The organism is Paenibacillus lycopersici (assembly GCF_010119935.1).
GTDB lineage: Bacteria > Bacillota > Bacilli > Paenibacillales > Paenibacillaceae > Paenibacillus_Z > Paenibacillus_Z lycopersici.
This window is the reverse complement of sequence record NZ_CP048209.1, coordinates 6144321-6170824: the sequence shown is the minus strand read 5'-3', so window position 1 is coordinate 6170824 and position 26504 is coordinate 6144321. Positions and strand designations below refer to the sequence as shown.

The 26504-nt window shown below is 55.8% G+C and carries 20 protein-coding genes and 1 CRISPR repeat array; of the genes, 17 read left to right on the top strand and 3 right to left on the bottom strand.

From position 1 onward, the window contains the following. Window positions 1-126 precede the first annotated feature (126 nt). The 3 genes from GXP70_RS27015 to GXP70_RS27005 are packed head-to-tail and all read left to right on the top strand — an operon-like array spanning window position 127 to window position 3732. Window positions 127-1023, top strand: a complete 897-nt coding sequence (locus tag GXP70_RS27015; protein WP_162360706.1) for a carbohydrate ABC transporter permease — start codon at window positions 127-129, stop codon at window positions 1021-1023. Continuing rightward, on the top strand, window positions 1020-1850 hold the full coding sequence (locus GXP70_RS27010) for a carbohydrate ABC transporter permease (RefSeq protein WP_162359672.1): 831 nt from the start codon (window positions 1020-1022) through the stop codon (window positions 1848-1850). The genes GXP70_RS27015 and GXP70_RS27010 overlap by 4 nt, the downstream gene beginning before the upstream one ends. A gap of 37 nt (window positions 1851-1887) precedes the next feature. Continuing rightward, window positions 1888-3732: a glycoside hydrolase family 127 protein gene (locus tag GXP70_RS27005; RefSeq protein ID WP_162359671.1), complete on the top strand. Its 1845-nt coding sequence runs from the start codon at window positions 1888-1890 to the stop codon at window positions 3730-3732. A 182-nt stretch (window positions 3733-3914) separates the two neighbouring features. Here GXP70_RS27005 and GXP70_RS27000 read toward each other — a convergent pair whose 3' ends face one another. Further along, a complete protein-coding gene (locus tag GXP70_RS27000) occupies window positions 3915-4637 on the bottom strand; it encodes a hypothetical protein (RefSeq protein ID WP_162359670.1) in 723 nt (240 codons plus the stop codon). Between the two features lie 356 nt (window positions 4638-4993). Here GXP70_RS27000 and GXP70_RS26995 point away from each other — a divergent pair, with 356 nt between their 5' ends. The 5 genes from GXP70_RS26995 (at window position 4994) to GXP70_RS29965 (ending at window position 7911) form a co-directional block, all read left to right on the top strand. Then, a complete protein-coding gene (locus tag GXP70_RS26995; protein ID WP_162359669.1) occupies window positions 4994-5425 on the top strand; it encodes an NUDIX hydrolase in 432 nt (143 codons plus the stop codon). A 200-nt stretch (window positions 5426-5625) separates the two neighbouring features. Next, window positions 5626-6102, top strand: coding sequence for a tetratricopeptide repeat protein (locus tag GXP70_RS26990; protein ID WP_162359668.1), 477 nt, complete (start codon window positions 5626-5628; stop codon window positions 6100-6102). A 39-nt stretch (window positions 6103-6141) separates the two neighbouring features. Continuing rightward, window positions 6142-6411 (top strand): GNAT family protein, encoded by a 270-nt coding sequence (locus GXP70_RS26985; protein ID WP_162359667.1) that lies wholly within the window; start codon window positions 6142-6144, stop codon window positions 6409-6411. 12 nt (window positions 6412-6423) lie between these two features. Further along, a complete protein-coding gene (locus GXP70_RS26980) occupies window positions 6424-7185 on the top strand; it encodes a GNAT family N-acetyltransferase (protein ID WP_162359666.1) in 762 nt (253 codons plus the stop codon). Between the two features lie 72 nt (window positions 7186-7257). Continuing rightward, the gene (locus GXP70_RS29965) at window positions 7258-7911 is read left to right on the top strand and encodes a DUF3888 domain-containing protein (protein ID WP_225442573.1); all 654 of its coding nucleotides are present in this window, start codon (window positions 7258-7260) and stop codon (window positions 7909-7911) included. A 93-nt stretch (window positions 7912-8004) separates the two neighbouring features. Here the strand turns inward: GXP70_RS29965 and GXP70_RS26970 are convergent, their stop codons facing one another. After that, window positions 8005-8898: a helix-turn-helix transcriptional regulator gene (locus tag GXP70_RS26970; protein ID WP_162359665.1), complete on the bottom strand. Its 894-nt coding sequence runs from the start codon at window positions 8896-8898 to the stop codon at window positions 8005-8007. A gap of 194 nt (window positions 8899-9092) precedes the next feature. Between GXP70_RS26970 and GXP70_RS26965 the strand changes: the two genes are divergently transcribed. Then, entirely contained in the window at window positions 9093-10142 is a 1050-nt protein-coding gene (locus tag GXP70_RS26965; protein ID WP_162359664.1) for a glycoside hydrolase family protein, read from the top strand. A gap of 837 nt (window positions 10143-10979) precedes the next feature. Here the strand turns inward: GXP70_RS26965 and GXP70_RS26960 are convergent. After that, window positions 10980-11900, bottom strand: coding sequence for an AraC family transcriptional regulator (locus tag GXP70_RS26960; protein WP_162359663.1), 921 nt, complete (start codon window positions 11898-11900; stop codon window positions 10980-10982). A gap of 185 nt (window positions 11901-12085) precedes the next feature. Between GXP70_RS26960 and GXP70_RS26955 the strand changes: the two genes are divergently transcribed. The 8 genes from GXP70_RS26955 to cas8c all read left to right on the top strand — a co-directional run bounded on the left by GXP70_RS26955 (window position 12086) and on the right by cas8c (window position 26498). Continuing rightward, window positions 12086-12820: a ThuA domain-containing protein gene (locus tag GXP70_RS26955; protein ID WP_162359662.1), complete on the top strand. Its 735-nt coding sequence runs from the start codon at window positions 12086-12088 to the stop codon at window positions 12818-12820. Between the two features lie 229 nt (window positions 12821-13049). Further along, entirely contained in the window at window positions 13050-13679 is a 630-nt protein-coding gene (locus tag GXP70_RS30200; RefSeq protein WP_318652393.1) for a M15 family metallopeptidase, read from the top strand. A gap of 171 nt (window positions 13680-13850) precedes the next feature. Then, the gene (locus GXP70_RS26945) at window positions 13851-14978 is read left to right on the top strand and encodes a sugar ABC transporter substrate-binding protein (protein WP_162359661.1); all 1128 of its coding nucleotides are present in this window, start codon (window positions 13851-13853) and stop codon (window positions 14976-14978) included. 202 nt (window positions 14979-15180) lie between these two features. Beyond that, complete coding sequence (locus GXP70_RS26940) at window positions 15181-16704, top strand: sugar ABC transporter ATP-binding protein (protein ID WP_225442572.1); 1524 nt, start codon at window positions 15181-15183, stop codon at window positions 16702-16704. Beyond that, complete coding sequence (locus tag GXP70_RS26935) at window positions 16701-17687, top strand: ABC transporter permease (protein WP_162359660.1); 987 nt, start codon at window positions 16701-16703, stop codon at window positions 17685-17687. The genes GXP70_RS26940 and GXP70_RS26935 overlap by 4 nt, the downstream gene beginning before the upstream one ends. Window positions 17688-18546: 859 nt before the next feature. Then, window positions 18547-20961: a CRISPR direct-repeat array (repeat unit 32 nt; unit sequence GTCGCATCCTACGCGGATGCGTGGATTGAAAT). Between the two features lie 293 nt (window positions 20962-21254). After that, entirely contained in the window at window positions 21255-23690 is a 2436-nt protein-coding gene (gene cas3, locus GXP70_RS26930; RefSeq protein WP_162359659.1) for a CRISPR-associated helicase Cas3', read from the top strand. Window positions 23691-23895: 205 nt separating this feature from the next. Next, window positions 23896-24615, top strand: coding sequence for a type I-C CRISPR-associated protein Cas5c (gene cas5c, locus GXP70_RS26925; RefSeq protein WP_162359658.1), 720 nt, complete (start codon window positions 23896-23898; stop codon window positions 24613-24615). Beyond that, a complete protein-coding gene (gene cas8c, locus GXP70_RS26920; protein WP_162359657.1) occupies window positions 24612-26498 on the top strand; it encodes a type I-C CRISPR-associated protein Cas8c/Csd1 in 1887 nt (628 codons plus the stop codon). The genes cas5c and cas8c overlap by 4 nt, the downstream gene beginning before the upstream one ends. The last annotated feature ends 6 nt before the right edge of the window (window positions 26499-26504 follow it).

Here is a 26504-nt window from a genome sequence, read left to right as displayed (position 1 = left end):
CAGGCATGGGGACAGCGGTTCTTGCCCAAGAACGCTGTCCTCTTGCATAGACAGGAGGTAGTCGGCATGGCAGTACCGGCTCTGGGAAGACCCGCCGCGCCGGAAGCGAAGGCGGCGCGGGGGCGCATGAGCGCAAGGGAGCGGAAAGCATTGTTTTACGGCCTGCTGTTCACGGCGCCGGCCATACTCGGATTTCTGATTTTCACGCTGGGACCGATGGTTGCCAGCTTCTACTTAAGCTTGACGGACTATAACGTTTTCAAGGCGCACACGACTTTTATCGGATTCGACAATTACGCGAAGCTGTTCTCGGGCGAGGACGATTTGTTCTACCAATCGCTCGGCACGACGTTCTATTTCGTCGTGCTGCGCGTCCCGGCGGTTATCGTCATCTCGTTCATCCTGGCGCTTCTGCTGAATATGAACGTCAAGGGCCGCTCCGTGTTCCGGACGATCATTTACTTGCCGAGCATCGTGCCGGCCGTGGCCTCCTCCATGATTTGGCTATGGCTGCTGAACCCAGACCTCGGCCTCGTCAATACGGCGCTCGAGAAGCTGCATCTTCCGACGAGCAGCTGGCTGTTCGGGGAGGCGAGCGTCATTCCGTCCATCGTGCTCACCACCTTATGGGGCATCGGCGGCACCGTTATCATTTTCTTGGCCGGGCTGTCCGGCATTCCGAAGCAGTATTACGAGGCCATCGACGTCGACGGCGGCGGCTGGTTCCACAAGCTGCGTCACATTACCGTTCCGATGGTGACGCCGACGATCTTCTTCAATACGATCATGACGATCATCGGCTCCTTCCAGGTGTTCAGCGAGGCGTACATCCTGACGCAGGGCGGGCCGAACAACAAAAGCTTGTTCTTCGTGTTTTACCTGTGGCGGACCGCGTTCCGGGACACCGAGATGGGCTACGCGTCCGCGCTGGCATGGGTGCTCTTCGTCATTATCCTGATCTTCACGGTCATCGTATTCAAAACCTCGAAATCCTGGGTGCACTACGAGGGGGACAGAACATGAGAGAATCCAGGATGAAGCTTGCCGCGGGGTATGTCGCCCTGCTGATCGTCTCCGCGATGTTCATCGTGCCGTTCGTCTGGCTGCTTCGCAGCTCCGTCATGGATCTGTCTCAAATCTTCATCATGCCGCCGGAGTGGTGGCCGCGGCCGTTCCACTTCGACAATTTCAAGAACGCCATGACGGTCGTGCCGTTCGGCGCCTTCTTCAAGAACACGCTCATCATCGTCGCGGGCGTCCTGCTCGGAACGGTGGTGTCCAGCACGGTCGCCGCGTTCGGTTTCTCGCGCATCCGTTGGAAGGGCCGGGATATGGTCTTCGCGGTGCTGATGTCGGCGATGATGCTGCCCGGAGCGGTGACGTTAATCCCAAGCTTCCTCGGCTGGAAGACGCTCGGGTTCTACGATACGTTCTATCCGCTGATCGTACCGGCGTATTTCGGCGGCGGCATCTTCAATATCTTCCTGCTGCGCCAGTTTTACTTGACGATTCCGCAGGATTTCGACGAGGCGGCTTTCGTGGACGGCGCGAGTTATTTTCAAATTTATTGGCGCATTCTGCTGCCGCTCAGCCGCTCCGCGGTCATCGTCGTGGCGCTGTTCACGTTTCTCGGCTCGTGGAACGACTTCATGGGACCGCTCATTTACTTGAAGAGCGACAGCAAGTTCACGCTTGCGCTTGGCTTGCAGATGTTCCAGGGCAGCTACACCGCGCAGTGGGACCTGCTGATGGCGGCATCGGCGGTCGTCGTGCTGCCGTGCGTCGCGGTCTTCTTGATCGGACAGCGCTACTTCCTGGAAGGAATTACGCTGACGGGGTTGAAAGGATAAGGAAGGACGAGCACAGAAATCGAGGAGGCTGGCAAGCATGTCGAAGATAGACCATTCCGTTAAAGGCTGGCAGGGCGTTCCGTTCTCCAGCGTGAATATTCAAGGCGCGTTCTGGCGTCGGCGGCTGGAAGTGCTGAAGAGCGTGACGATCGGCGTTTGCCTGGATCAATGCGAGTCGACGCACCGGATTGCGAATTTCGCGGTGGCCGGCGGCTTGACCGAAGGCAAATTCGAGGGCATCTACTACAACGATTCCGACGTGTACAAAGTGCTGGAGGGGGCGGCGTATGCGCTGATGACCGAGCCCGATCCGTCGCTCGAAGCGGAGATCGACCGGATTGTCGAATTGATCGAAGCCGCCCAGGAGAGCGACGGCTACCTGTGCGCCTACTTCACGCTCGAAGCGCCGGACCGCAAATGGACGGACATGGAGAAGCATGAAATGTACAACGGCGGCCATCTGATCGAGGCGGCGGTCGCCTACTATCAAGCGACGGGCAAGCGGCGGCTGCTGGATGTCGCCTGCAGGCTCGCCGACCATTACGACGCCGTGTTCGGCCCGGGCAAACGGCATTGGGCCGAGGGCCACGAGGAGATCGAGCTTGCGCTCGTGAAGCTGTACCGCATCACGGGCGAAGAACGGTACTGGAAGCTGGGGCTTTGGCTGCTGGAGGAACGCGGCCACGGCCACGGCGTCGGCATGATTTGGGATAAGCCCGAATGGGGACCGGCTTATTGCCAGGACGATGTCCCGGTGCGGGATATCCGGGAAGTGAAAGGGCACGCGGTTCGGGCGATGTACCTGTACACCGCCATGGCGGACGTGGTGCTGGCTTCGGGCGACACGGCCTACGTCGAGGCGCTGGACCGGGTGTGGGCGCATACGACCGAGCGCAACATGTACCTGACGGGCGGCATCGGGCCATCGCTGCATAACGAAGGGTTCACGAGCGATTACGACCTGCCCAATGAATCGGCGTATTGCGAGACCTGCGCCGCGATTGCGATGGCGTTCTGGAATCACCGGATGAACCTGCTGCACGGCGACGGGAAATATGCGGATATCGTGGAGCGGGAAATGTTCAACGGCGCGCTTGCGGGCATTTCGCTCTCCGGCGACAAATTCTTCTACGTCAACCCGCTGGCTTCCAAGGGCGAACACCACCGGGTGGAATGGTTCCACACCTCGTGCTGCCCGACGAACCTCGTCCGGTTCCTGCCGGCGATCGGCCAGTATGCGTACGCCGTCACGGAGAACGGGATTGCCGTCAATCAATACATGGACGGCGAGACGACGATTGCGGCGGCGGACGGGCGGAAGGTGCGGCTCATTCAGTCCACGGCGTACCCGTGGGAGGGGCGGATCGCGCTCGCCGTACTGCCGGAACAGGCGGGCGAGTTCGAGATCCGGCTCCGCGTGCCGGGCTGGTGCCGGGGCTACCGCGTATCGCTGCAGGAAGAAGGACGGCTGGGGGATAACGAGGCGAGATTGGAGAAGGGCTATATCGTCCTGAACCGGAAGTGGTCGCCAGGCGATACCGTGCTGCTTGACCTCGATATGCCCGTCGAAACGGTCCGTTCCCGTCCGGAGGCGGAAGCGAACCGCGGCAGAATCGCGATCCAGCGCGGGCCTGTCGTCTACTGCGTCGAGCAGACCGGCAATGAAGGGCTGGATTACGACGCGTTCGCGTTGTCCCCGCATGCGCCGTTCGCCGTCGAACACCGCGAGGAGCTGCTCGGCGGCGTAACCGTGCTGCGCGGTCACACGGCCGAAGGCATGCCGCTCGTATTGACGCCGTACTATGCATGGGATAACCGGGAAGCGGGATTCATGCAGGTGTGGGTGCGCGAGGCGGAGGATCGGCAGTTGTACCGTTTCTAGCCGTCTGCGGATGCTGCGAGCCGCATCGCTGCAATGAACAAGGAGCCGTCCGTCATCGGCCGCGCAAGTGCGGCTGATCGCGGGCGGCTCCTTGTTGGCATGCTGCGGAAAGGCGTCACGCTGACGTTCTTATGTAGCTAGATTGTCGCTTTGCTATGGCTGTCCTGCCTTAAAAAGTGCGTTTAGCTGCTAAACAAATTGACTATGAATATTGTCATCGGCGCTAATGCGCCTTGTATATTCGCAGCTACGATCACCACCATTAACAAGGACAAGGCAACCGTCGCATGTCCGAGCGTAAAGTAAGCTTTTTCCTTCAGTCCCCATGTTGAATCGTTCGAATTCGCCCTTCTTACTAATGCGCGCCACAGATAGAGGCTAAGCCCCGCGGACAGGATCAACAATAGCCCGCTGCCGATCGCTTTCGTAGTATGAAACTCGATCCGGCTATCAATCCTTTCTTGAAGAATCGGCGGGAGCGCTGAATGGCCCGATTGCACCCAATCGTTAACCGCATTTTTCAGTTCGTCCTTGTACGTTGCCCCATCGGTTAATTCCAATGAATCGACAACGAAGGAGAACCCGTGCAGCGGATGCAAGGTCGTTGTCAGATTGACGATCGCAATGAGCATGATGATTAAAGCGACGCTGCTGCTCAGTAGTCCGAACGAAAAATAGGTTTTACTGGCAAAGCTCCATCTGGCGTGACCGATCTTGGGCGATCGTCCGAATGCAGTCCAGAACAATAGGCTAAGCCAAGCGAATAGCAGGAAGAAGCCTCCGCCGACAATGACGAGTACGGCATGAAACTTCGTATAATCGTGAATGATTTCATTCACGGCGGCGTTGGATTTCGAACCGGATTCGATGATTCCATGTAACGTTCGCTGCAGCTCGTCTTTCAATTTAAGTTCCTCCGGAATTTGATATGTACGATGTATGGGCCAATTATAGGCTTCATTCGGCTTCGCCAAAACGGACCTTGGACGGGGGCTCACCCTGGAACGAAGGCGGGGAAGCGGCATGCGTGCGCGTGAACGCCCTCCGTCCGAAGCGTCCGAAACGGTCTGCCTGCAAGCCGGGAAAAAGAAGATACGCCTATCGCCGTCCGCGTGGTATGCTGAAATCGGCCCTGCTCTCGGGAGACGCTTGTCCCGGGGGATGAGCTTGAGCATGGAGCGGCGGGTCGCGTTGCGGAACAATCCATCACATTAAGGAAGAGGCGCTTGCCGCCTGATTGACTATGGAGGATCATACAAGCATGCATACACCGATTTTTTACGGGGCTGTCCACCTGCTCTTCTTTCAAGACGAACGCGTATTGCTGCTCAAGCGGCAGAATACCGGCTTCGAGGACGGCAAATGGAGCGTCGTGGCGGGCAGAATCGACGGCGGCGAAGAAGTGAAGACCGCCGCGATCCGGGAAGCGAAGGAAGAGGCGGGCGTCGATATTTTGCCGGAGGACTTGGATATCGTGGGCGTTATCCATCGGAAGAACGTCAGCTCGGAGTGGATCGATTTTTATTTGAAGGTCCGCGCATGGCAGGGCGAAATCACGAATATCGAGCCGCATAAATGCGAGGAGCTGGCTTGGTATCACCTGCGCGAATTGCCGGATAATATGATCGGTTACATAAGGCAGGCGATCGAGAAGGACCATAGCCGAATGTGGTTCGAAAGCGTAGGCTGGTAGCCAAGCGGGGCAATTGCGCAAAGCCGCGGCTCACGCGGATAAGCATAGGCGATTAAGCATAGTTTGAACAGCGATGACCAACATGGACTGCCGGCAGAAACGACCGGCAGTTTTGTCGTTGTGCGGTGCCGGCGGCGCGTGGCGCCGGGGCTGCGGTCAAATGGCGGTGATCGTGCGAATATGAAGAAGGAGGCGATCCGATGCAGGTGTTTCAGGTTTTACGGGAAGCCGCGCAGCGGCGTTTGGCAGGCGATGCCCAAGGGGCTTTGGCGCTGCTTCATCCGCTTGAGCAAACCGACGGCGATCACCCTTTCGTCCCGTTCGAGATCGGGTTGACGCTGGATGCAATGGATCTTGAAGCGCAGGCGATCCCATATTACGAGCGGGCCATAGCGCTTGGATTGCCTCATGAGCAGCGCTGTACGGCATTACTGGGTCTTGGCTCCAGTTTGCGGAACGCCGGCCTGGCCGAAGAAGCCGTGACCGTGCTTCGGGATGCGGCGGAACAATTCCCGAATCATATGGGGCTGCGCTGCTTCTATGCGCTTGCGCAATTCGATGCGGGCGAATCCGCGGCTTCGGTCCGCACGTTGATGGGCGCGGTGCTGGACCTCTCCCCGGAAAGCGTGCAGCCGTTCGCTCATGGCCTTCGTTCGTACGCGGATCGCCTGGAATAGTTTATAATATGCAAAATAATAATCCGAAGGAGCTTGGGAATGGATATCGTTATTCGTCAATTTCGCGCTTCCGATATCGCGGCGATCGTCTCGCTGTTCTACGAAACCGTGCATGCCGTCAACAAACGGGACTATGCGCGGGAGCAGCTGGAAGACTGGGCTCCGCCGGGCGAAGAGGCGGAACGGGCGGCGAGCTGGCTGGCATCGTTAGCCCGCAATCGGAGCTGCGTCGCCGAAATCGGCGGGCAGCTCGTCGGTTTTCGCAATTGTGTGCGATTAGATAATTTCGTTATGCGAAAATTATTGTAGGAGGGGCAGAGCATGGACGTTTCCAATCGCAGTTCCGTTGTCCAGACCGTCAAGACGGTATTGGCCGCAAGCCTTTCGTGCGCGGAAGAGGACTTGCTTCGCGAGCGCGTATCGATTCATCCGGCGCAGAGCAGGGAAGGTCGGCTGCGCTTCCCGATTCGCAACCCTTCGCTGACCATCGCGACGATGGGCAGCGGGGCGGTCGTCGCCTGCAGCCGCGATCGCTTCGCCTGGGCGGAGGAGCAGCTGGGATCGCTGTCGCGCGGCCAGCTCTTTTCGGCGCAGACGGCAGCGAAGCTGCAGGCGCTTGTGGAACCGGACGCCCAATTCATGGCAGGACCCGATCAGAAATACGTCTGCTCGGCGGAAGAGCTGGCGGCATACCGCATTCCGGAAGGCGTGCGCGTCGCCATGTACGAAGACGGCGAGATCGCGAGCCTGTATCGACATGCCGCGTTCACGCATGCGCTGGGCTTCCGGGCGGACAGCCCCCGCCCCGACCGGCTGGCGGCGGCCGCCGAATGGAATGGGAAGATCGTTGGCATCGCCGGCGCATCCGAGGATTGCGAGCATATGTGGCAGATCGGCGTCGATGTGCTGCCGGAATGCCAGGGCCGCGGCATCGGCCAGGCCATCGTCGGCACGTTGACGAAAGCCATCCTGGCAAAGGGGATCGTTCCCTATTACTCCACCGAGGTAAGCAATCTTCGGTCGCGGCAGCTGGCCGTGCGTCTGGGCTTCTGGCCGGCCTGGGTCGAAATGTACGCGCGATAGACGCGATAGACGGGCTGATAAATTTCCTCCCGATTGGAAAACGTATCCGTAGAATCGGGGGGGATGATCGCGATGCGAAGCAAGAGACGTCAATTAATCAACGTAGGCATATGGGCAGCCGTGTGTATGCTCGCCGCCGCAATGTTGCTGGCCGGGTATGCGGCTTCGGCGAGCGGAGCCCAGCCGACAGCACTGCAGGCCAAGTCGCAGCCTTGGTCGGACAAGTCCCGGCCGGACAAGCCTCCGGAAGGCGGACCGCTGGTGGAAAAGCCGCTGGAGGGTAAACCGCTGGTGGAAAAGCGGCAGCCTGACTCGCGGCTTCGGTTCGAGATACCATCTCGCCCGCAGCTGCTGCGGCAGCTCCAACCGCCGCCGCAGCAGGATTCCAGAGAGCTGCAGCTGCAAGACATGTTGCTGCTGCTATTGCTGCCGCATATGGAGCATGAGCTGGCGAAGGGCTATGCCGATGTACTGAAGTCGCCGCCGATGCTGTACCCTTATTACGTCGACGTCGTGAACACGGAGCGGTTGAACGGCTTCCGCGGTTTCAGTCTCCGCATCGTGCTGGACGCCGTCCCTACGGTGGGGCCGCATATCGCGGTCGGGGAAGACAAGTTCACGTTCGACATTTCGCCGATCGCGGACGTGAAGCTCGTTCGCTACGAACACGTGAAAGGGCCGGATCCAAGCAGCTTTCCGCCCAATTATAAGGATCTGCTGAAGTAGGACGTGCGCAGAGAGTGAGATCGGAGCGGGGGCGTAGCGCAAGTGAGGGCGAGGTGCAAGCGAAGCAGGCGTAGGCGGATGGCGCGAGCCGCACTAGCCCCCACGCGCCTCGAACTGCTTCCGGTACGCCGACGGACTCATCCCGGCGGTTTGGGCGAACCGGCGGGCGAAATACGCCGGGTCCTCGAAGCCGACGGCCGCCGCGATCTCGGCCACGGGCTTGTCCGTCGTCAGCAGCAGCAGCTTCGCCTGCTCCAGGCGGTATTCGTTCACATATTCGTTCGGCGTGCGGCCATAGACGGCGCGCATGCATCGCGTGATATAGATCGGATGGTAATTCAGCTCGGTCCGCAGCAGCTCATTCGTTATTGGGACGCGGTAATTCGTTTTCAAGTAAGAGGCCGTACGCTCCGCAAGCTTGACCGCCGCGGAATCCGTGCGGATTTGCTGCGCTTCCCCGCATAAGCGGAACAACAGCTGGTGAAACACGGTCTGCTGCTTCCAGCTGCCCGCCAGATCGGCTTGATCGCTAAGCGCGAGCAGCCCTTCGATCTCGCCGTACACGTCCTGCGGCTGCGGCAGCGTCCCGAAGCGCGGCAGCCGCAAATCGTACTGCCTGCCATAATCGCCCGGGCTGGCGTGCTCCGCGCTCCAGCGGGCCGTGAGCTCCGCCGCGGGCCGCTCGCCCGGCTCCGACCAGGGCGCATGCGCCTGGAAGTGGATCCAATAGAAATGCGTCTCCTCCTCGCACGGCTTCGCCGGATAATGATGCAGATCCGGCCGCAGAATGAGCGCCTGGCCGGCTCCCACCCGCACGTCCTCGCCGGATTCCCCCATGAACAGCGCCCCGCGCGATACGACGATCAGATCGAATACGCCGATATGCTGCCGTTCCACATGCCGTTCGCCGGGCATGAACACGTCCTCGCCGGCGGTCAAATAGTGCGGCAGCGGCGGGATTCGAACGATCAGATCTTGAAGCGGCACGGCAGTCCTTCCTCTCGTATGCGGATAGTTTCAAAAACACAAGCCATTGCGATCAGCTTCTCGCTTCATACTCATGATAGGCGTTTCTTCCTACTCATGCAAAGAATAGCCATATGAAGTCAATCTCGATGCTGTCCTCGCTTCTGGCGCCGGGATCGATTTCGGCATTCCTTCCGTTTCGGATTACGTTTCGAATGTCCAACCATTCGTTTACTTCCATCCTTGTCCGGGCGATGCCGGGGCGATATAGTGAAGTCAAGAAACGGAGGTCATCGACGATCAGCGAGCAACTATGGAACTTATTCGGCGGCAATTACCGGCATAACTGCCTATCCTGGCATCATTCCGCCCGGAATCCGGTCATTCCGGCCAGCGGAGATACATGGCGGAGCGTCTGGGTGGCGAACCCCGACGTACTGACGTTTAACGGCAAGCAGCTGCTCTATTACCGCGGCAACGGGATCATGCCCGGCACGGACGGCCAGCGTCACGACCGGCTCGGCGTGGCGGAGATCGTCGGATTGACGCGGGATACGATCTCGCTGCGCGACCTGAACGGCGGCGAACCGATCGTGGACGTCGGCGGACCGGACGAGTTTGACGGGAAGGACGTGCTGGACCCTTCTGCCGTCGAATTCGGCGGCCGGGTATTCGTCTACTATTCCGCGGTCGGCGCGGGCCCGGATTGCGTCGGCCTCGCCGTCAGCGACGACGGCGTGAATTTCGCGAAGGTTGGCAACATCATGGAGGGCCGGGCGCCGGCCGCCATCGTGAAGGACGGCTTCGTCTACATGATCTACCAGCTCCTGCAAAACAACGGGTACCGGCTCTATCTGGCCCGTTCGCGGGACGGCATTCATTTCGAGCAGGTATCGGAGCAGTCGATATTCGAAGGGACGCCGGGCAATTGGGACGCGCTGTCCATCGTAACGGCGCGGCTGACGAAGGACGGCGACAGCTTCTACATGATGTACGGCGGCAGCTCGTACCTGGCGGACGAGCCGGACTTCTTCGGCTTGGCGCGCTCGACGGATCTGCTCCATTGGGAGCCGCATCCGGGCAACCCGATCTTCGGCTGCGGGGCGATGGGGGAAGAGGACGGGGGCGCGATCTGGTTCCCGGCGCTGCTCGAGACCGAGAGCGAATTCGTTATTCTGTACGAGGGCAGCCGAGGCAAGTATAGCTGGGATATTTCGTCGCAAATTTGCATGTCGTCGATTCCGAAGCAATCGGCCGGCATGTGAAGTATCGCGAGCCTACCGCGGGAGTGATCTTGCATTCTGACGATGACTTTTGGGATGGGATAGCCCCGATACGTCCGTCGAAGCACGGAAACGGACAGGAGATCCGCTATTCCCTTCCTAATCGCGTATTTTCGTGTACTGACGGAACCTCTGTCCGCTTTCCCCTGAGATTACGATCCTTTCAACGCATACGGGACATACGGCGCCAAACGTTCCAGAGCAGCCCGAAGGGGCTGTCCCGCAAGCGATCGCATGCCATGGGAACATCCGATTTTTTACGCGAAAGGGCCAGAAAGGACCTCAACCTCCACTGCGAAGTGGAGGTTGAGGTCCTTTTCTCGAAGAAATCCGATTGAAAGCGGGACTCAAAAAACAGAATCCGGCTTTTGGGACAGCCCCCTCTGTGCCATCCGCGACTTCGCAAATACGCGTATTCGCGCAAACGCGCAGTGCAGGCAAACGCACGGTGCAGGCAAACGCGCGGTGCAGGCAAACGCGCAGTGCAGGCAAACGCACGGTGCAGGCATCAATGCTCGCGGTATTCATGCCGCAGCATGGACATGATGGCCAGCGACTCGTACCGCTCGCCGATGCGCACGCAGTCGCGCAGCGTTCCTTCATGGACGAAGCCGAGCGACGCGTACAGGCGCCGGGCGCGGTCGTTGAAGGTTCAGCCGAACGAGCCCGGACAGCGGGAGAGTGTTCTCCGGAGCGGGTGCGCCATGTCGTTCGCCCGCGCCATCGAAGCCGGCCTCCTCTTTGTTCACATGCATGCCTTTCACCTCGCTAATCGTTCTCGCTAATCGTTAATGATACGAAGCTGCGGCCTTCATCACCCTACACCCGAGCCGCGGCGTCCGTCCGCAGCCGGTCCCGGAATTGCTTCGGCGAGCAGCCATTCAGGCGGTTGAAGAGCTGGTAGAAGTGGCCGAGGTTGGACATGCCGACGGCGGCGGCCGCTTCCGCGATGCTGATATCGCTCGTCAGGAGCAGCTGCTCCGCTCGTTTGATGCGCTTGTAGACGACGAATTCGATGAAGGTCATGCCGAACGCCTTCTTGAACGTCTTCATGAAGTGCGTGGCGCTCATATTCAGCAAGCCGCTTACCGTCTCGGCGGACAGCTTCTCGCTCATATGCTCCTCGATATGGTTGATCGCCGGGCGGAGCCGCTCGTACAGGAGATGATCATGGTAATGGAGCATTTTGCGGCTGTCGTGGCGAAGGAGCAGGAGCAGCATCATTTTGATGCGGGATGACACCGCGAGCTCGTAGCCGATCTGCCGGGCGTTCATTTCTTTATAGATATCGCGGATGAGCGCGGCGATTCCCGACCTCGCCTCGCGGTTCTCGCTGAACATGTAGTTAAGCGCGCTGAGCGGGCGGATCGTCTCGGCAAAATGCATCATATTGTTCATCGTGCTCTGATCCCAGTAGGTGCGCAAATTCAGCTGCAGCACAAGGTAGCTCAGCGGGCTGTCCTCGCGCTGCAGCGTCAGATGGGGCTCGGCCGAGCCGAACAGCGCGACGTCGCCCTTGCGGAGCGTCAGCTGTTCATCGCCGTAGTAGGCGACCAGCTCGCCGCGGAGAATGAACAGAAATTCGATCTCGTCATGGTAATTCCAGGACGCGAAAGCCGGCTTGGGCTCGTCCGGCCTGCGGGCCTGCGGCAGTTTCCGGTCCTCGTCGATCCGCCAGATTTTGATGGCAAGAAACGGGTTTTGATAGGCGACATGCTCATGATGGAGGTTGACGGGCATAGCGGTACTCCTTGTGCGTAAGGCAGAGTGTGATTTCGTAAAGCTATTGTAGCACGAATCTGCGATTGTTCGGACAGGATGACAGGATACCGTAAAAAAATCGCCAAATCTGCAATCGATCCCGAACGCCGCTTTCCTTATAATGAAAGCAAATATGTATGCCCTTACAGGAGGAACGATTTTTTATGACGCAGAAGATTAATGTAACGATCTGGAACGAATACCGCCACGAGAAAACGAATAAGGCGGTAAGCGACGTTTATCCGCAAGGCATGCATGCCGCCATCGCCGAAGGCTTGAACGTGCAGGGCGAAATCCGGTTCGCGACGCTGGACGATCCGGAACACGGCCTGAGCGAAGACGTGCTGAACAATACCGACGTGCTGATCTGGTGGGGTCATATGGCGCATCACGAAGTGGACGATGCGATCGTCGAGCGCGTCCACAACCGCGTGCTGCACGGCATGGGATTGATCGTTCTGCACTCGGGTCATTTCTCGAAAATCTTCCGCAAGCTGATGGGCACGTCCTGCGACCTCAAATGGCGCGAAGCGGACGAGAAGGAGCGCATCTGGATCGTCAACCCGGCGCATCCGATCGCGGCCGGCCTTGGCGAATACATCGAGCTGCCTGCCGAAGAGATGTACGGCGAGCACTTCGACATCCCGCAGCCGGACGATCTCGTCATGGTGAGCTGGTTCGAAGGCGGCGAAGTGTTCCGCAGCGGCTGCTGCTACAACCGCGGCGCGGGCAAAGTGTTCTACTTCCGTCCGGGCCACGAGACGTACCCGACATACTTCAATCCGGAAGTCCGCAAAGTCATCGATAACGCCGTGAAATGGGCGGCGCCGGTCGAGCGCGAATATCCGAAGTACGGCCACGCGAAGACGCCGCTTGAGCCGATCAAGGACAAGCACTAATTCCCGGCTAACGAACCGGCGAGATGATGTCGATAAAGCCAAGAGAGCTCCAGGCAGCGATGCTTGCGGCTCGCTTGGCTTTTTGGCGTTCTGCGTTATTGGCGTTGCATTCGTTGTTTGGCTATGAAAATTTTGCTATGAAATCGGGTAAACTAGTAAAATCGCAATCTAGCGGAAGACTGCCGGCTAGCGCGAAGATAAGCTTCGAGGTAAGGAAGTGAACGAGGAAATGCCGAATATCAACGTACCGGTCCCGGCCCGGACGGGAGGGCGAAGAACCGCCCGCAGACCGTGGCTGCTCGCGATGATGCTGGCTTCGATCGCAGGGCTGATTATCATCCATTCGCCTGCGAAAGAGCGGATTTGGCCGGGAATAGCGGGCGAAGAGACGCCGGCGCCGAAGTCCGCGGCGATGCCCGTCGAATCGCTTCATCCGGTTGTATCCGCGAAGATGATGGAGCTGATCCGGCGAACGTCGAAGGCGGGCATTACGATTCTGATCACCGACGGCTTCCGCAGCAGCCTGGAGCAGGACGCGCTCTATAAGCAAGGCCGCACGGCCAAGGGGCAGATCGTCACGAACGTCAAGGGCGGCGAATCCTACCATAACTACGGGCTCGCGATCGATTTCGCGCTGCGCGTCCCGAACGGCGATGTCATCTGGGACTTGGACTACGACGGCAACCGTAACGGGGAATCGGATTGGATGGAGGTCGTCGCGATCGCCAAGTCGCTCGGCTTCGCCTGGGGCGGCGACTGGACGAGCTTCAAGGATTATCCGCATTTGCAGATGGATTTCGGTTATTCCATCAGCGAGCTGAAGCGGGGCAAGCGGCCGCCGGACGACTCGCAGCCGTAACCGGATAAGGGGATGAAACCGTCGCGGCGAGCGGGGGTTATAGCCTTGGTATGGAGATAAATGGAATGGTAAATTATGTCTTTCATATTTCCGATTGACGTACTAGGATATAACGAGATATAGTAGATTTCATAGCTTAAGAGAGAATAGGGATAGGGAGGCAATTTCAACATGAACAAACAGAAACGCGCGTGGCTCTCGGTTACGCTCATCCTTGCGATCGCATTGGTGTTGTCCGCATGCGGCAGCAAGACGAACAACTCGAACGGCGCCGGCAATGCGGCGGCAAACAACGCATCGTCGAACAACGCGGCATCGGGCGACAGCTCGTCCGTCGATACGTTGAAAGGCAAGAAAATCGCGCTGATCATGCAATTCAACCAAGGCACGTTCTCGGCGCAGTACGTCGACGGCGTTAAGAAGCAGGTCGAGAAATTCGGCGGCAAAGTAACGGTGCTGGCGTCGGATAACGACTTGAATAAAATGGTATCCAACCTCGACACGGCCATCAACCAGAAGTACGACGGCATTCTGCTCGACCACGGCAACGCGGACGCGCTGACGAGCGGCGTCAACAAAGCGGTCGCGGCGCATATTCCGGTCGTGGCGTTCGACTCCGGTCTCTCCGTCGAAGGCGTAACGAGCCTGGCGCAGAACGACCAGATGCTGGCGGACAAATCGCTCGAGGCGCTCGCGAAGGACGCAGGCGGCAAAGGTAACATCGTTAAAGTATGGGTCGCGGGCTTCCCGCCGATGGAAAGCCGTCAAATCACGTACGCGAGCTTCCTGAAGAAATACCCGGACATTAAAGAGATCGCCCAGTTCGGCGACGCAAGCCAGCCGCAGCTCGACGCGCAAACGCGCATGGAAGCGATTCTGAAGCAGTACCCGGAGAAAGGCAGCATCACGGCGGTGTGGGCTGCATGGGATGAATTCGCCAAAGGCGTAACGAACGCCATCAAGCAAGCGGGCCGCACGGAAATCAAAGTGTACGGCATCGACATGAGCGACGAGGATCTGGCGCTTATCCAGGATCCGACGAGCCCTTGGGTAGCGGCAGCCGGCGCCGATCCGTCCTCGATCGGTCAAGTTCAAGTGCGCTACCTGTACCAGAAGCTGCACGGCGACGCAACGGACGCAACGGTTCAAATCGAGCCGGTATTCGTAAGCCGCGACGCGCTGCCGACGGACAAGAAATTAACGACGGCGGATCTCGGCGAGTACGTACAAGGCTGGGGCAAAAGCGAACAAGGCAACACGGACTACCTCAAAGAGCTGGAGCAAGCCGTCGGCAAGTAAGCAAGCAAGGTTAGAGAGGGACGGCGCGGATGCAACCGCGCCGTTTCCTGCTGTTTAGAAGCGTTAGCTGTTTATAGGATTAATTGTTTTATGAGTCTAGAAGCGTTAGCAAGTTATAATTAATGTGGTGAAAGAAGCGACCGGAGGGAGCGAGCCCTTTCACCAATCGATTATTCAGGCGAAGCGCGGAAGGGGAATCACGATGGTTACTGAACAGGCGGCGCGAATGCTGCGCATGAGCGGAATCGGCAAATCCTTCGCGGGCGTGACCGCGCTCAAGAACGTCGATTTCGAGCTGCGCGGCGGCGAGGTTCATGCCTTGCTCGGCGCGAACGGCGCCGGCAAGAGCACGCTGATGAAGATTTTATCCGGCGCCTACGAGGGCGATGAAGGCACGCTGACGATCGACGGCGAGACGCTGCTCGTCCGCTCGCCGGCGGATGCGAAGAAGTTCGGCATTCATTGCGTATATCAGGAAGTCGATACGTCGCTCGTCCAGCATTTGAGCGTTGCGGAGAACATTATGCTGGACCGCCTCGCGGCTTCGGAAGGCAGCGCATGGATTTCGTGGGGCAAGCTCAACGAAGAAGCGGCACGGGTGCTGGGCAGGCTCGGCCTGCGGATCGAAGTGCACCGCAGCGTGTCGGAGCTGACGCTCGCCGAGAAGCAGCTCGTGCTGATCGCGCGGCTGTTCGCCCAGGAGGCGAAGTTCGTCATCCTGGACGAGCCGACGGCGCCGCTCAGCATCGAGGAGGCGGAGCGGCTGTTCGGGCTCATGGACGGCTTGAAGGCAGCCGGTATCGGCATCGTCTTCATCTCGCACCGTCTGCCGGAGGTGTTCCGGGTCAGCGACCGGATCACGGTCATGCGCGACGGCGGCGTCGTCATGAACGAGCCGGCCGAGGCGACGAACGCGGCCGCAGTCATCCGGGCGATGCTCGGCAAGAGCTTCGAGGAGGAGTATCCGAAGCTGCCGGCCGTTATCGGCGATCCGCTGCTGGAGACGAAGGGACTGGCCGCGGGACGGCGCGTCCGCGGCGTGGACCTGTCCGTGCGCAGCGGCGAGATCGTCGCCGTCGTCGGTCTGGTCGGCGCGGGCAAGACGGAGCTGTCGCGGCTGCTGTTCGGCGCGGACGTCGCGGAGCGCGGAACGATTACGCTCGGCGGCAAGAACATCATTCCGCGCTCGCCGGCCGAAGGCGTGGAGGCCGGCATCGTGCTCGTGCCGGAGGAACGCCGCAAGGAAGGCATTCTGGTGCGGGAGTCGGTGCTGCATAACCTCAGTCTGCCGATTCTGCGGACGCTCGGCCGGTTTGGCGTCATTTCCGGCGCGAAAGAGAAGCGGCATGCCGCGGATACCATCGCGCGCCTCGGCATCAAGACGCAGAGCGCCGAAACGGCGGTCGCCTTCTTGAGCGGCGGCAACCAGCAGAAGGTCGCGATCGGCAAATGGACGAGCACGGATGCGAAGGTGTTCATGTTCGACGAGCCGACCAAAGGCGTCGACGTCGGCGCGAAGCGCGATATTTTCCGGATTATCGGAGAGCTTGCCCAGCAGGGCAAGGGCATTCTGTATTTAACCTGCGAATTCGCCGAGGCGCTCGGCCTGGCGGACCGGATTCTCGTGCTGTGCGACGGCGAGATCGTCCGATCGTTCGACCGGGGCGAAGCGACGCAGGAAGATTTGCTTTATTATGCGAGTGCGGGTAAGGAGGAATTGGCGTGAACAATCGCCTGCTGCAGTTTTCGTTCAAATACGGAGCGATCGTTTTCATCGGCATCGTCCTGGTTTTCTTTTCGCTCTACAATGAATATTTCTTGACCTATAACAACCTGGCGGATATTCTGCGCTCCATCTCCATCGTGACGTTCGTCGCCATCGGCGTGACGATTTCGCTCACGGTCGACGGGTTCGACTTGTCCGTCGGTTCGACCGTGTCGCTCGCGACCGTGCTCTCGGCGACGCTGATGGTGTGGTTCCAGCTGCCGCTGGCGCTCGTCATTATTATTCCGCTCGTCTTCGGCGCGATCGTCGGTCTCATCAACGCGTTCCTGATCGTCAAGATCCGGATTCCGGATTTGCTGGCGACGCTGGCCGTCATGTATATCGTGAGCGGCGTGCACAAGACGTACACGAAGGGCTACTCCATCTATAGCAACATGCAGATGCAGGACGGCACGAAAGCGCCGGGCGCCATCACGAAGGAATTCCTGTGGATCGGCCAAGGCAAGCTGTTCGGCGTGCCGTTCCCGGTCATCCTGATGATTATCGCGGTCATCGTGGCGCATCTGTTCTTCAAGTACACGCGGCTCGGCCGGCAGATGATCATGATGGGCGGCAACGAAGAAGCGGCCCGCCTGTCCGGCCTGCGCGTCAAGCGCGTGCGCACGATCGCGTACGTCGCGTCCGGCGTGCTGGCGGCCATCGGCGGCATCCTGTTCACGGCGCGGGTCGGCAACGGCCAGATCGACGCCGGCTCGCCGATGCTCATGGAAGCCGTCGCATCGGTATTCGTCGGCTACTCCGTGTTCGGCGCGGGGCGCCCGAACATCATCGGCACGTTCATCGGCGCCGTCCTGATCGGCGTGCTGGTGAACGGCATGACGATGTTGAACGTCGAGTATTACACGACGGATATCATCAAGGGCGCGGTGCTTGTACTGGCGCTCGCGGTGACGTTCATCCATTTGAACCGCCGGCGGAATTAACGCTTCTGGCGGCCGGGCCGGCCGCAGCAGCCGGCCGTTTCTGAAGGCAGCCCGGGACTCGTCCCGGGCTGTCAGCATGTAGAGAAACCCGTGGATGATGAAACGGAATGACTCGTAGAACCTGAACGGCCGACTTCGGGCAGTTCTGGCGGCCGCATCTGTGTTCCCCAGCTTAGACAGCTCTAGCTGCATGGCTAACATCGCTTCAGGAGAGATAGGCAGCAGCCCTGTCTGCGAAAAGCATTGCATCCGGACAGGAGATCCGTTATTCGCCTGCTTTCATGGTTTTTTTAATACCCGCGGACATAGGATCCTTTATTTCGTCAAAAAGGCAGACTTTCGATGCTTTCCGGAGGCAATAACGAATCCTGTGTCCTTTTGCCAACCCAAACCTACCGATTTCCACCAAATAACGGATTCTGTGTCCGTTGCCCATGAAGACGATCTAGCCGGCATGGGCAATGTCGATACATCGAGTGCTTTCTCGACAGCCAGGCAGCCCGGGACTTGTCCCGGGCTGTTTTTGGCATGCCGCTCGGTGAATTGCGGGCGCAGCGAATGATCTGAATATAGTAAAATATTGGTACTTATTATATGATTTATGAGAGATAGGATAAAGGGAGGATGAAGTGGATCACGTAGTTGGACGGGGAGCGAATCAATAGTAGGCAATTCTTAATGCGAACTTGTGGTGCGAATGTCAAGCTCACATGATATTCTGGGGGCATTCGCACCTGTTTAAAGGTATGCATGAGTGGGAAAATGGCCTTATTTTGTTGAATCAGTACTAGATTTACTTATTTATGAAATATTCAATCAATAAAATGATTGGAAAAGTCGGATTCTATTGAAAATCGCTGTCGCATCCTACGCGGATGCGTGGATTGAAATTCGTTTTGCCGCCCACTCTTCCAGGGCGTCCAAGTCGCATCCTACGCGGATGCGTGGATTGAAATCTCTCGACAGCCGGGACAGTAGTAAGCGCGTGGACCGTCGCATCCTACGCGGATGCGTGGATTGAAATTTCGAGTGCGTAGTTATTGTCACCGGATATTTGTGTCGCATCCTACGCGGATGCGTGGATTGAAATCATCGGATTTCACATACCTAATATACTGATCGTAAGTCGCATCCTACGCGGATGCGTGGATTGAAATACCGTCGTCATCGATAAACGAGATCACAGGTTCAAGTCGCATCCTACGCGGATGCGTGGATTGAAATCTGCTCATACAATCCGCGAAGCCGCTCGATTTCCGTCGCATCCTACGCGGATGCGTGGATTGAAATTCTGTTATGGACGTCTTATTTCCTCGCTTCTGCGGTCGCATCCTACGCGGATGCGTGGATTGAAATTCCATCTCATCCGCGATCATATCCGCCGCTTTAAGTCGCATCCTACGCGGATGCGTGGATTGAAATCTACTAATTTCCACGGACTCTGTCCCGCGTAAACGTCGCATCCTACGCGGATGCGTGGATTGAAATTCATGCACGCTCCCTATATCGGCGTTTGCCATAGTCGCATCCTACGCGGATGCGTGGATTGAAATATCGTTGCCATTGCCAAACCTGTTTCTGGCGAAAGTCGCATCCTACGCGGATGCGTGGATTGAAATCTCCTAGTCCGCCTCAAAATGTTCATGTTGTGAAGTCGCATCCTACGCGGATGCGTGGATTGAAATTATGAACCTGATTACTTCTTCGGGACTTTGAACGTCGCATCCTACGCGGATGCGTGGATTGAAATCCCATGGTATCGTCTGGTTAGCGGTAGACGGCGTGTCGCATCCTACGCGGATGCGTGGATTGAAATGCTGTAAACGACATTTAATGTAACGTTACCGAGTGTCGCATCCTACGCGGATGCGTGGATTGAAATGGATATTTTGCCCTTGATTGCCTTGCCGGATCGAGTCGCATCCTACGCGGATGCGTGGATTGAAATCGTAAAACCCATCGCCAGGTATGCTCAACCTAATGTCGCATCCTACGCGGATGCGTGGATTGAAATCGCCCCTTCCAGTCCTGCGGTCAGCCGCGATAGATGTCGCATCCTACGCGGATGCGTGGATTGAAATTTTAATCGGGCGGCGGACAATGATGCAAGACTGACAGTCGCATCCTACGCGGATGCGTGGATTGAAATTTGGCTCCGCGTATCCTTGTAACGCCCAATGCCCGTCGCATCCTACGCGGATGCGTGGATTGAAATTATGCTCTCTGATCTGAACCCAGCCATGCCAGCGGTCGCATCCTACGCGGATGCGTGGATTGAAATCCCATCGACCCGATCCTCTTGAATTTGGTTTCAGAGTCGCATCCTACGCGGATGCGTGGATTGAAATCGCCACCCGCGCGAAATACTCCCCGAACTTGATCGTCGCATCCTACGCGGATGCGTGGATTGAAATCTCCTGATCACGGGCAAGCGGTCATGAAGATCGGGTCGCATCCTACGCGGATGCGTGGATTGAAATTCGGACAAATCACTGATCGTGCGTGTTTCGATCGGTCGCATCCTACGCGGATGCGTGGATTGAAATGATTTGCTTGAGGATTTGCAGGATATGGAGTTGATGTCGCATCCTACGCGGATGCGTGGATTGAAATTATAATACGAAGTATATGCAGAAGGGAGTTAATGCGTCGCATCCTACGCGGATGCGTGGATTGAAATTTTACTCTCGGTTCGTGCCGCTCTATGTGCCGCGTCGCATCCTACGCGGATGCGTGGATTGAAATGTCGATACCCGCAAAATCGATTTGGTTGCGATCCGTCGCATCCTACGCGGATGCGTGGATTGAAATATGGCAATATGGCCGGATGATGCAAATGATCGAAGTCGCATCCTACGCGGATGCGTGGATTGAAATATGCCAACGAGGCCGAGCAGCGTTGGTGCGTCATGTCGCATCCTACGCGGATGCGTGGATTGAAATTGCGATAATCAAAAAGAACAAAATACCGGAAGACGTCGCATCCTACGCGGATGCGTGGATTGAAATCAATCAGTGCCCAGCGTGGCATCGAATTTATGCAGTCGCATCCTACGCGGATGCGTGGATTGAAATGGTTATCCGATCTCGTTATTTCGAATCGAGGAACGGTCGCATCCTACGCGGATGCGTGGATTGAAATTTGTTACTCTTCCTGCTCCTCCATCCAATCGCAAAGTCGCATCCTACGCGGATGCGTGGATTGAAATTTGAAGAACGCGTCAGAAGCGTACCGGGACACCGCCGCATCCTACGCGGATGCGTGGATTGAAATCGTCTGACCATACCCATATGACGTGACATGCCAGTCGCATCCTATCACGGATGCGTGGATTTAAATGTATACAGGGCGATCAATAGATGTGACGCCAGAGGTCGCATCCTACACGAATGCGTGCATAGAAAATCTCGACATCGACAGCCAGATGAATCACCGTTACTAGTCGCATCCTATGCGGATATGGATATAACGTTGCTAGAACAGATGGGCAGAAAGCCGAGTGTATGAGCATTCATTACGAACATGATTAGCATCACTCATTCAATTTGAGATGGGAGTGTCTGAAAATGAACTATATCGCCCACATTCGTGAACGGGATAAACAAATTCAGACTGTAGAAGAACACCTGCTTGGCGTTAAATGTATAGCAGAACAATTCGGCAAGAAAATGGGTGTCAAACATATTGCGGGTCTTGCTGGCATGTTGCACGACATGGGCAAGTATACCATCGAGTTCAGGGAATACATTTGGGCTGCTGTTCACGATCCGGGGTCATCGCCGAAGCGTGGAAGCGTCGACCATTCAACAGCCGGCGGTAAGTTGTTATTCGAATTATTCCATCAAGGCACGCCTTCAAGATACGAGTGGATGATAGCGGAAGTAGTCGGAAACGCAATTATATCGCACCATTCGTACTTGCATGATTTTTTAAATGCAGAGTTGAGATCGCCTTACCTGGAGCGTACCAGTCAGAAACATCTGAAGGAGTTTGAGCAAGCCAAACAATGTTTCTTTGAACACGTTTTAAACGAAGAGGCATTTCGGCATTATGTGGCCGAGGCCTGTCGTGAATTGGAAGCTTTTCTATTGAAACCTTCGGCTATTAATGTCGAGGGTAAGTTGATGTATTTAACCAAATTTATATTTAGTGCATTAATTGACGCAGATCGGACGAACACAAGGCTCTTTGAAGAAGATAAAACTATGGAAGAGGAGTCAGATCGCAAGGTATTGTTCCAGTCCTACTATGCAAAGCTGATGGGGAAAATCGATTCTTTCCCCGATCAAACGGAAGAATTCGCAAAGGCGCGAATAAACAGGTTAAGAAGAGAAATGTCGGATAGGTGCGGTCAGTTTGCAGAGAGGCCTTCCGGCATTTATACGTTATCAATTCCAACCGGCGGAGGCAAAACATTGGCTAGTTTGCGGTATGCGCTCAAGCATGCCGTCGAGCATGGGAAGAAGCATGTCATTTTCATCGTTCCCTACACGACGATTATCGAACAGAATGCGCAGGAGATTCGCAAGATTTTGAAGGACGACCCAAACATTCTGGAGCATCATACGAACGTTATTCAAGATGCGAACGATGACGACGAGCATGAGGACGGCATGACCACTATGCAGCAGAAGCTAAAGCTTGCCAAGGATAATTGGGATGCCCCGGTTGTGTTAACCACCTTGGTGCAGTTTCTGAACGTGTTTTATGCCAAGGGAAGCAGAAATATCCGTAGGCTTCACAATCTATGCCAGTCGGTTATTGTGTTTGATGAAGTGCAGAAAGTCCCTGTTTCTTGCATCTCGTTATTTAATCAGTCGCTTAATTTTCTGAAGTCATACGGCAGCTCTTCGCTCATTCTTTGCACTGCAACCCAGCCCGCTTTGGATTTCGTCCAACATAGGCTGGATAAGCACATAGATGCCGAGATCATCCCAGACTTGGAGCGAGTCGTAGATGCATTTAAACGGGTTGAAGTCGTCGATCGCGCTACGAACGAAACATTCGGCACTGACAAGCTTGCTGATTTCATTGTGGAGAAGATCAACGAGGTCCAGAGTGTACTCGTTATTCTGAATACGAAGACAGTCGTTAAGAAGCTTTATCATCAACTAAGTCAATCAATTGGGAGCGAGATCCCCATCTACCACCTAAGTACATCTATGTGCGCAGCGCATCGGAAGGACATCCTGGACCAAGTAAGAGGCGGTCTGAACAAAGAGAAGATGATCTGTATCAGCACTCAACTAATCGAGGCGGGAGTGGATATTAGCTTCGATTGCGTGATTCGCTCGCTGGCTGGTCTTGACTCTATCGCGCAAGCCGCCGGGAGATGCAACCGGCATGGCGGTTCGGAAATTCGACACGTGTACGTGATTGATCATGAGGAGGAAAGTCTGGACCATCTGGCAGAGATTAAGGCCGGAAAAGGCGTCGCGAAGGCAATTCTAGTCGATTTAAATCAGGATCGGAGGCATCATGGCGGCAGTGTACTATCCGTTCAGGCGATGGAAAGGTATTTCAAAGCGTTCTATTCGAAATTCGAGTCGAGTCTGAATTATTTTATTCCGAAATTACGGAAGGACATGATGGAGTTGCTGACGGCCGATAGGGAAAGCAATCCTTATAATCAGGAGTATGTGCTTGAGAATCGAAAGTCTCTACCTTTATTTATATTGAACAGTTATAGGTCCGCTGCTGAGCATTTTCGGGTTATCGAGGATCGAACGACTTCTGTTATTGTCCCTTATGGGGATAAAGGGAGGGACGTGATCGCTCGCTTGAACGGCGGTGAATCGATTGATGAATTGACTAGATCGTTGCGTGAAGCACAGCAGTATACGATCCAGCTATTCCCCCATGAAGAAGATAAACTATCGAAGAATGGCGGATTAGTTAGCCTGATGGACGGCAAGGTGCTGGTGGTGAAGGAAAATGCATACAACGATGAGTACGGACTGGATCTCGACAATGATAGCGGGTACAGGCTGAGCATGTTTTGACAACAATTAGAGCCTATCAATGAGGGATAGGCTCTAATATCATAAACTATATTTTTCAATCCACGCCATGTGAGCGACATATAATTATAGCATGACGAGTGAGAAATCAAAGAGAAATTCATATATTTTATTATATAGACAATTGGTTATATTTGGTATAGTATAAAATTACCAATTAATCCATTCGCGGGGAGGAGGAGAGTTAATGAGGAATGCAATCGAATTTGAAGTTTATGGAAATTACGCCCTATTCACGGACCCTTTGACTAAACTTGGTGGAGAGAAGTTATCGTACCAGGTACCGACCTATCAAGCTTTGAAGGGAATCGTGGAGGCTATCTACTGGAAGCCGACTTTGACGATTTATGTCGATGAGGTGCGCGTTATGAATGCGATACGCATGGAATCCAAAGGCATACGTCCAATGGAGTATGGCGGTGGCAATACCTTGGCGAACTATACGTATTTACGAGATGTTCGCTACCAAGTCCGCGCTCATTTCGAGTTTAATATGAACCGGCCGGACATGGCGTATGACCGCAATGAGCACAAACATCATAATGTTCTGCGCCGGTCGCTCAAGATAGGAGGGCGCAGAGATATTTTCCTTGGCGCTCGGGAATGTCAGGCATATGTGGAACCCTGCGTCTTCGGAGAAGGTGAAGGATTTTATGATAGCTACGGAGCTATCCACCTGGGCTCGATGGTGCATGGTCTGAGTTACCCGGATGAGACCGGCAGAAACCAACTTGAAGCAAGGTTATGGAATCCGGTCATGAAAGACGGTTGCATTCAATTTATTAGACCAGAACAATGTACGCAGGTACGTGTCATTGCCGAAATGGTGGCGAAACATTTCGATCCATTGCAGATCGAATCGGCGGATGACTTGCTTGCACAATTGGAAGAGGGGGGGAATCCATGAGTTGGCTGCTGAACTTATACGAAACCTATGAGTCGAATTCCAGCCATATTGGCAAGATCGAGAAGAAACATAACGATCAAGAGTACACGTTGCTGCCAGTCTCCCATACGACGCAAAATGCGCACATTGAAGTGCTGATCACCGAAGAGGGCGAGTTTCACTCGGCACGTGTCGTTGACAAGGACGATATGAGCACATTAATCCCTTGCACCGAAGATGCCGCGAACCGCGCCGGTTCCAAAATCGCCCCTTATCCGCTCCATGATAAATTGAGTTATGTGGCGGGAGATTACACCGCCTATGGAGGGGAAGTGAAAAAGGAAGAACTATTCCCCTATTACATCAATCAATTGAGGGAATGGGCTGATTCACCTTTTGCGGTGGCGAAAGTAAAGAGCATTTACGGGTATTTGAGCAAGGGTAGCCTCATTCGGGATCTGGTGATGGCGCGAGTGTTATTCGCGGATGCTGACCGCCGTATCTTCGATAAATGGGATGCAGTGGCCGAGGCATTGCACGGGGCAAAGCCGCCCTTATACGCGCTTGTTCCCGGCGATCCTGGAAGCGCTTTCGTAAGATTCAATGTCTATTCTGCCGACAAGCTGCTAACAGATGTCTGGAAGGATAAAGAGATGTATGATTCTTTCATCCAATTTTATAGCGGTAAACTGGGCGACGAAGAGCTTTGCTATGTCTCCGGGAAGCGACTCCCGTCTACGGACAAGCATGCGAACAAAATCAGAAATGCGGCGGATAAGGCGAAGTTGATCTCGGCTAATGACAACAGCGGCTTTACTTTCCGGGGGCGATTCCGGACAAGCCTGGAAGCGGCATCGATCAGCTATGAAGTATCTCAGAAGGCTCACAATGCATTGAAGTGGCTCATTAATCGCCAGGGTATGCAAATGGATCAGCGTGTCTTTCTGGTATGGGGTAACGAGGAACCGGATATTCCTGGGGTTACCGAAGATATGTTTTCGATTTCGCCTATCACAGTGGCTGTTAAAGAGAAGAAGGTGTCCACCAATCGGGAGTTCGCCGGCGAGGTGGCAAAAGCGTTTGCCGGGTACAGGAATCGGTTGCATTCCCCGTCGAAGGCAAACGTGAACATACTAATCCTGGATTCTGCGACAACTGGACGTATGGCTGTTCTATATTATCGGAACATGGATAAGGAAGTTTATCTCAATCGCCTCGTGAAGTGGCATTCTACTTGTGCTTGGCTGCATCGATATCGTAAGAATGAGGATGGAAACTATACGCAATTTTATGGTGCGCCTGCAACGAAGGATATCGCCTATGCCGCATACGGACCCCGAGCCGGCGACAAGATCGTCAAAGGTTTGATGGAGCGTATGCTCCCATGTATTATCGATGAACGCAAGATTCCTCCGGATATTGTAGCTGGCGCCGTGCAGCGAGCATCCAATCCGGTAGCGATGGAACGTTGGGAATGGGAGAAGACGCTCAGCATTACTTGCGCTTTAATTAACAGAAGGAGGGGACTCGAATTGTCACTAGATGCAGGTAACAACGACCGCGATTATCTATTTGGCCGATTGTTAGCCGTCGCCGATGTGTTGGAAAGAAGGGCGCTTGGCAGTGAAGAGCGGGAAAGTAACGCGCTCCGCTACATGAGTGCGTATGCCAAGCATCCGGCCAGAACCTGGCGTACGATCCAAGATAGCTTGCGGCCATACCAAGCTAGACTCGGGCCGAAAGGGATATACCTATCGAAATTGATTGATGAAATCGGTTCGCGAATGCCGATTGAAGCTTTTACTAATAAGCCCTTATCGGATTTGTACTTGCTTGGATTCTACAGTCAGCGGCATGAACTTTATCAGTCCAAAATTCACAACGCGGACGACGCGTCGAATTAAAAAAGG

Coding starts and splice junctions, on each gene's coding strand:
- GXP70_RS27015 (WP_162360706.1), top strand. CDS start 127: ATGAGCGCAAGGGAGCGGAAAGCATTGTTTTACGGCCTGCTGTTCACG.
- GXP70_RS27010 (WP_162359672.1), top strand. CDS start 1,020: ATGAGAGAATCCAGGATGAAGCTTGCCGCGGGGTATGTCGCCCTGCTG.
- GXP70_RS27005 (WP_162359671.1), top strand. CDS start 1,888: ATGTCGAAGATAGACCATTCCGTTAAAGGCTGGCAGGGCGTTCCGTTC.
- GXP70_RS26995 (WP_162359669.1), top strand. CDS start 4,994: ATGCATACACCGATTTTTTACGGGGCTGTCCACCTGCTCTTCTTTCAA.
- GXP70_RS26990 (WP_162359668.1), top strand. CDS start 5,626: ATGCAGGTGTTTCAGGTTTTACGGGAAGCCGCGCAGCGGCGTTTGGCA.
- GXP70_RS26985 (WP_162359667.1), top strand. CDS start 6,142: ATGGATATCGTTATTCGTCAATTTCGCGCTTCCGATATCGCGGCGATC.
- GXP70_RS26980 (WP_162359666.1), top strand. CDS start 6,424: ATGGACGTTTCCAATCGCAGTTCCGTTGTCCAGACCGTCAAGACGGTA.
- GXP70_RS29965 (WP_225442573.1), top strand. CDS start 7,258: ATGCGAAGCAAGAGACGTCAATTAATCAACGTAGGCATATGGGCAGCC.
- GXP70_RS26965 (WP_162359664.1), top strand. CDS start 9,093: ATGTCCAACCATTCGTTTACTTCCATCCTTGTCCGGGCGATGCCGGGG.
- GXP70_RS26960 (WP_162359663.1), bottom strand. CDS start 11,900: ATGCCCGTCAACCTCCATCATGAGCATGTCGCCTATCAAAACCCGTTT.
- GXP70_RS26955 (WP_162359662.1), top strand. CDS start 12,086: ATGACGCAGAAGATTAATGTAACGATCTGGAACGAATACCGCCACGAG.
- GXP70_RS30200 (WP_318652393.1), top strand. CDS start 13,050: ATGCCGAATATCAACGTACCGGTCCCGGCCCGGACGGGAGGGCGAAGA.
- GXP70_RS26945 (WP_162359661.1), top strand. CDS start 13,851: ATGAACAAACAGAAACGCGCGTGGCTCTCGGTTACGCTCATCCTTGCG.
- GXP70_RS26940 (WP_225442572.1), top strand. CDS start 15,181: ATGGTTACTGAACAGGCGGCGCGAATGCTGCGCATGAGCGGAATCGGC.
- cas3 (WP_162359659.1), top strand. CDS start 21,255: ATGAACTATATCGCCCACATTCGTGAACGGGATAAACAAATTCAGACT.
- cas5c (WP_162359658.1), top strand. CDS start 23,896: ATGAGGAATGCAATCGAATTTGAAGTTTATGGAAATTACGCCCTATTC.
- cas8c (WP_162359657.1), top strand. CDS start 24,612: ATGAGTTGGCTGCTGAACTTATACGAAACCTATGAGTCGAATTCCAGC.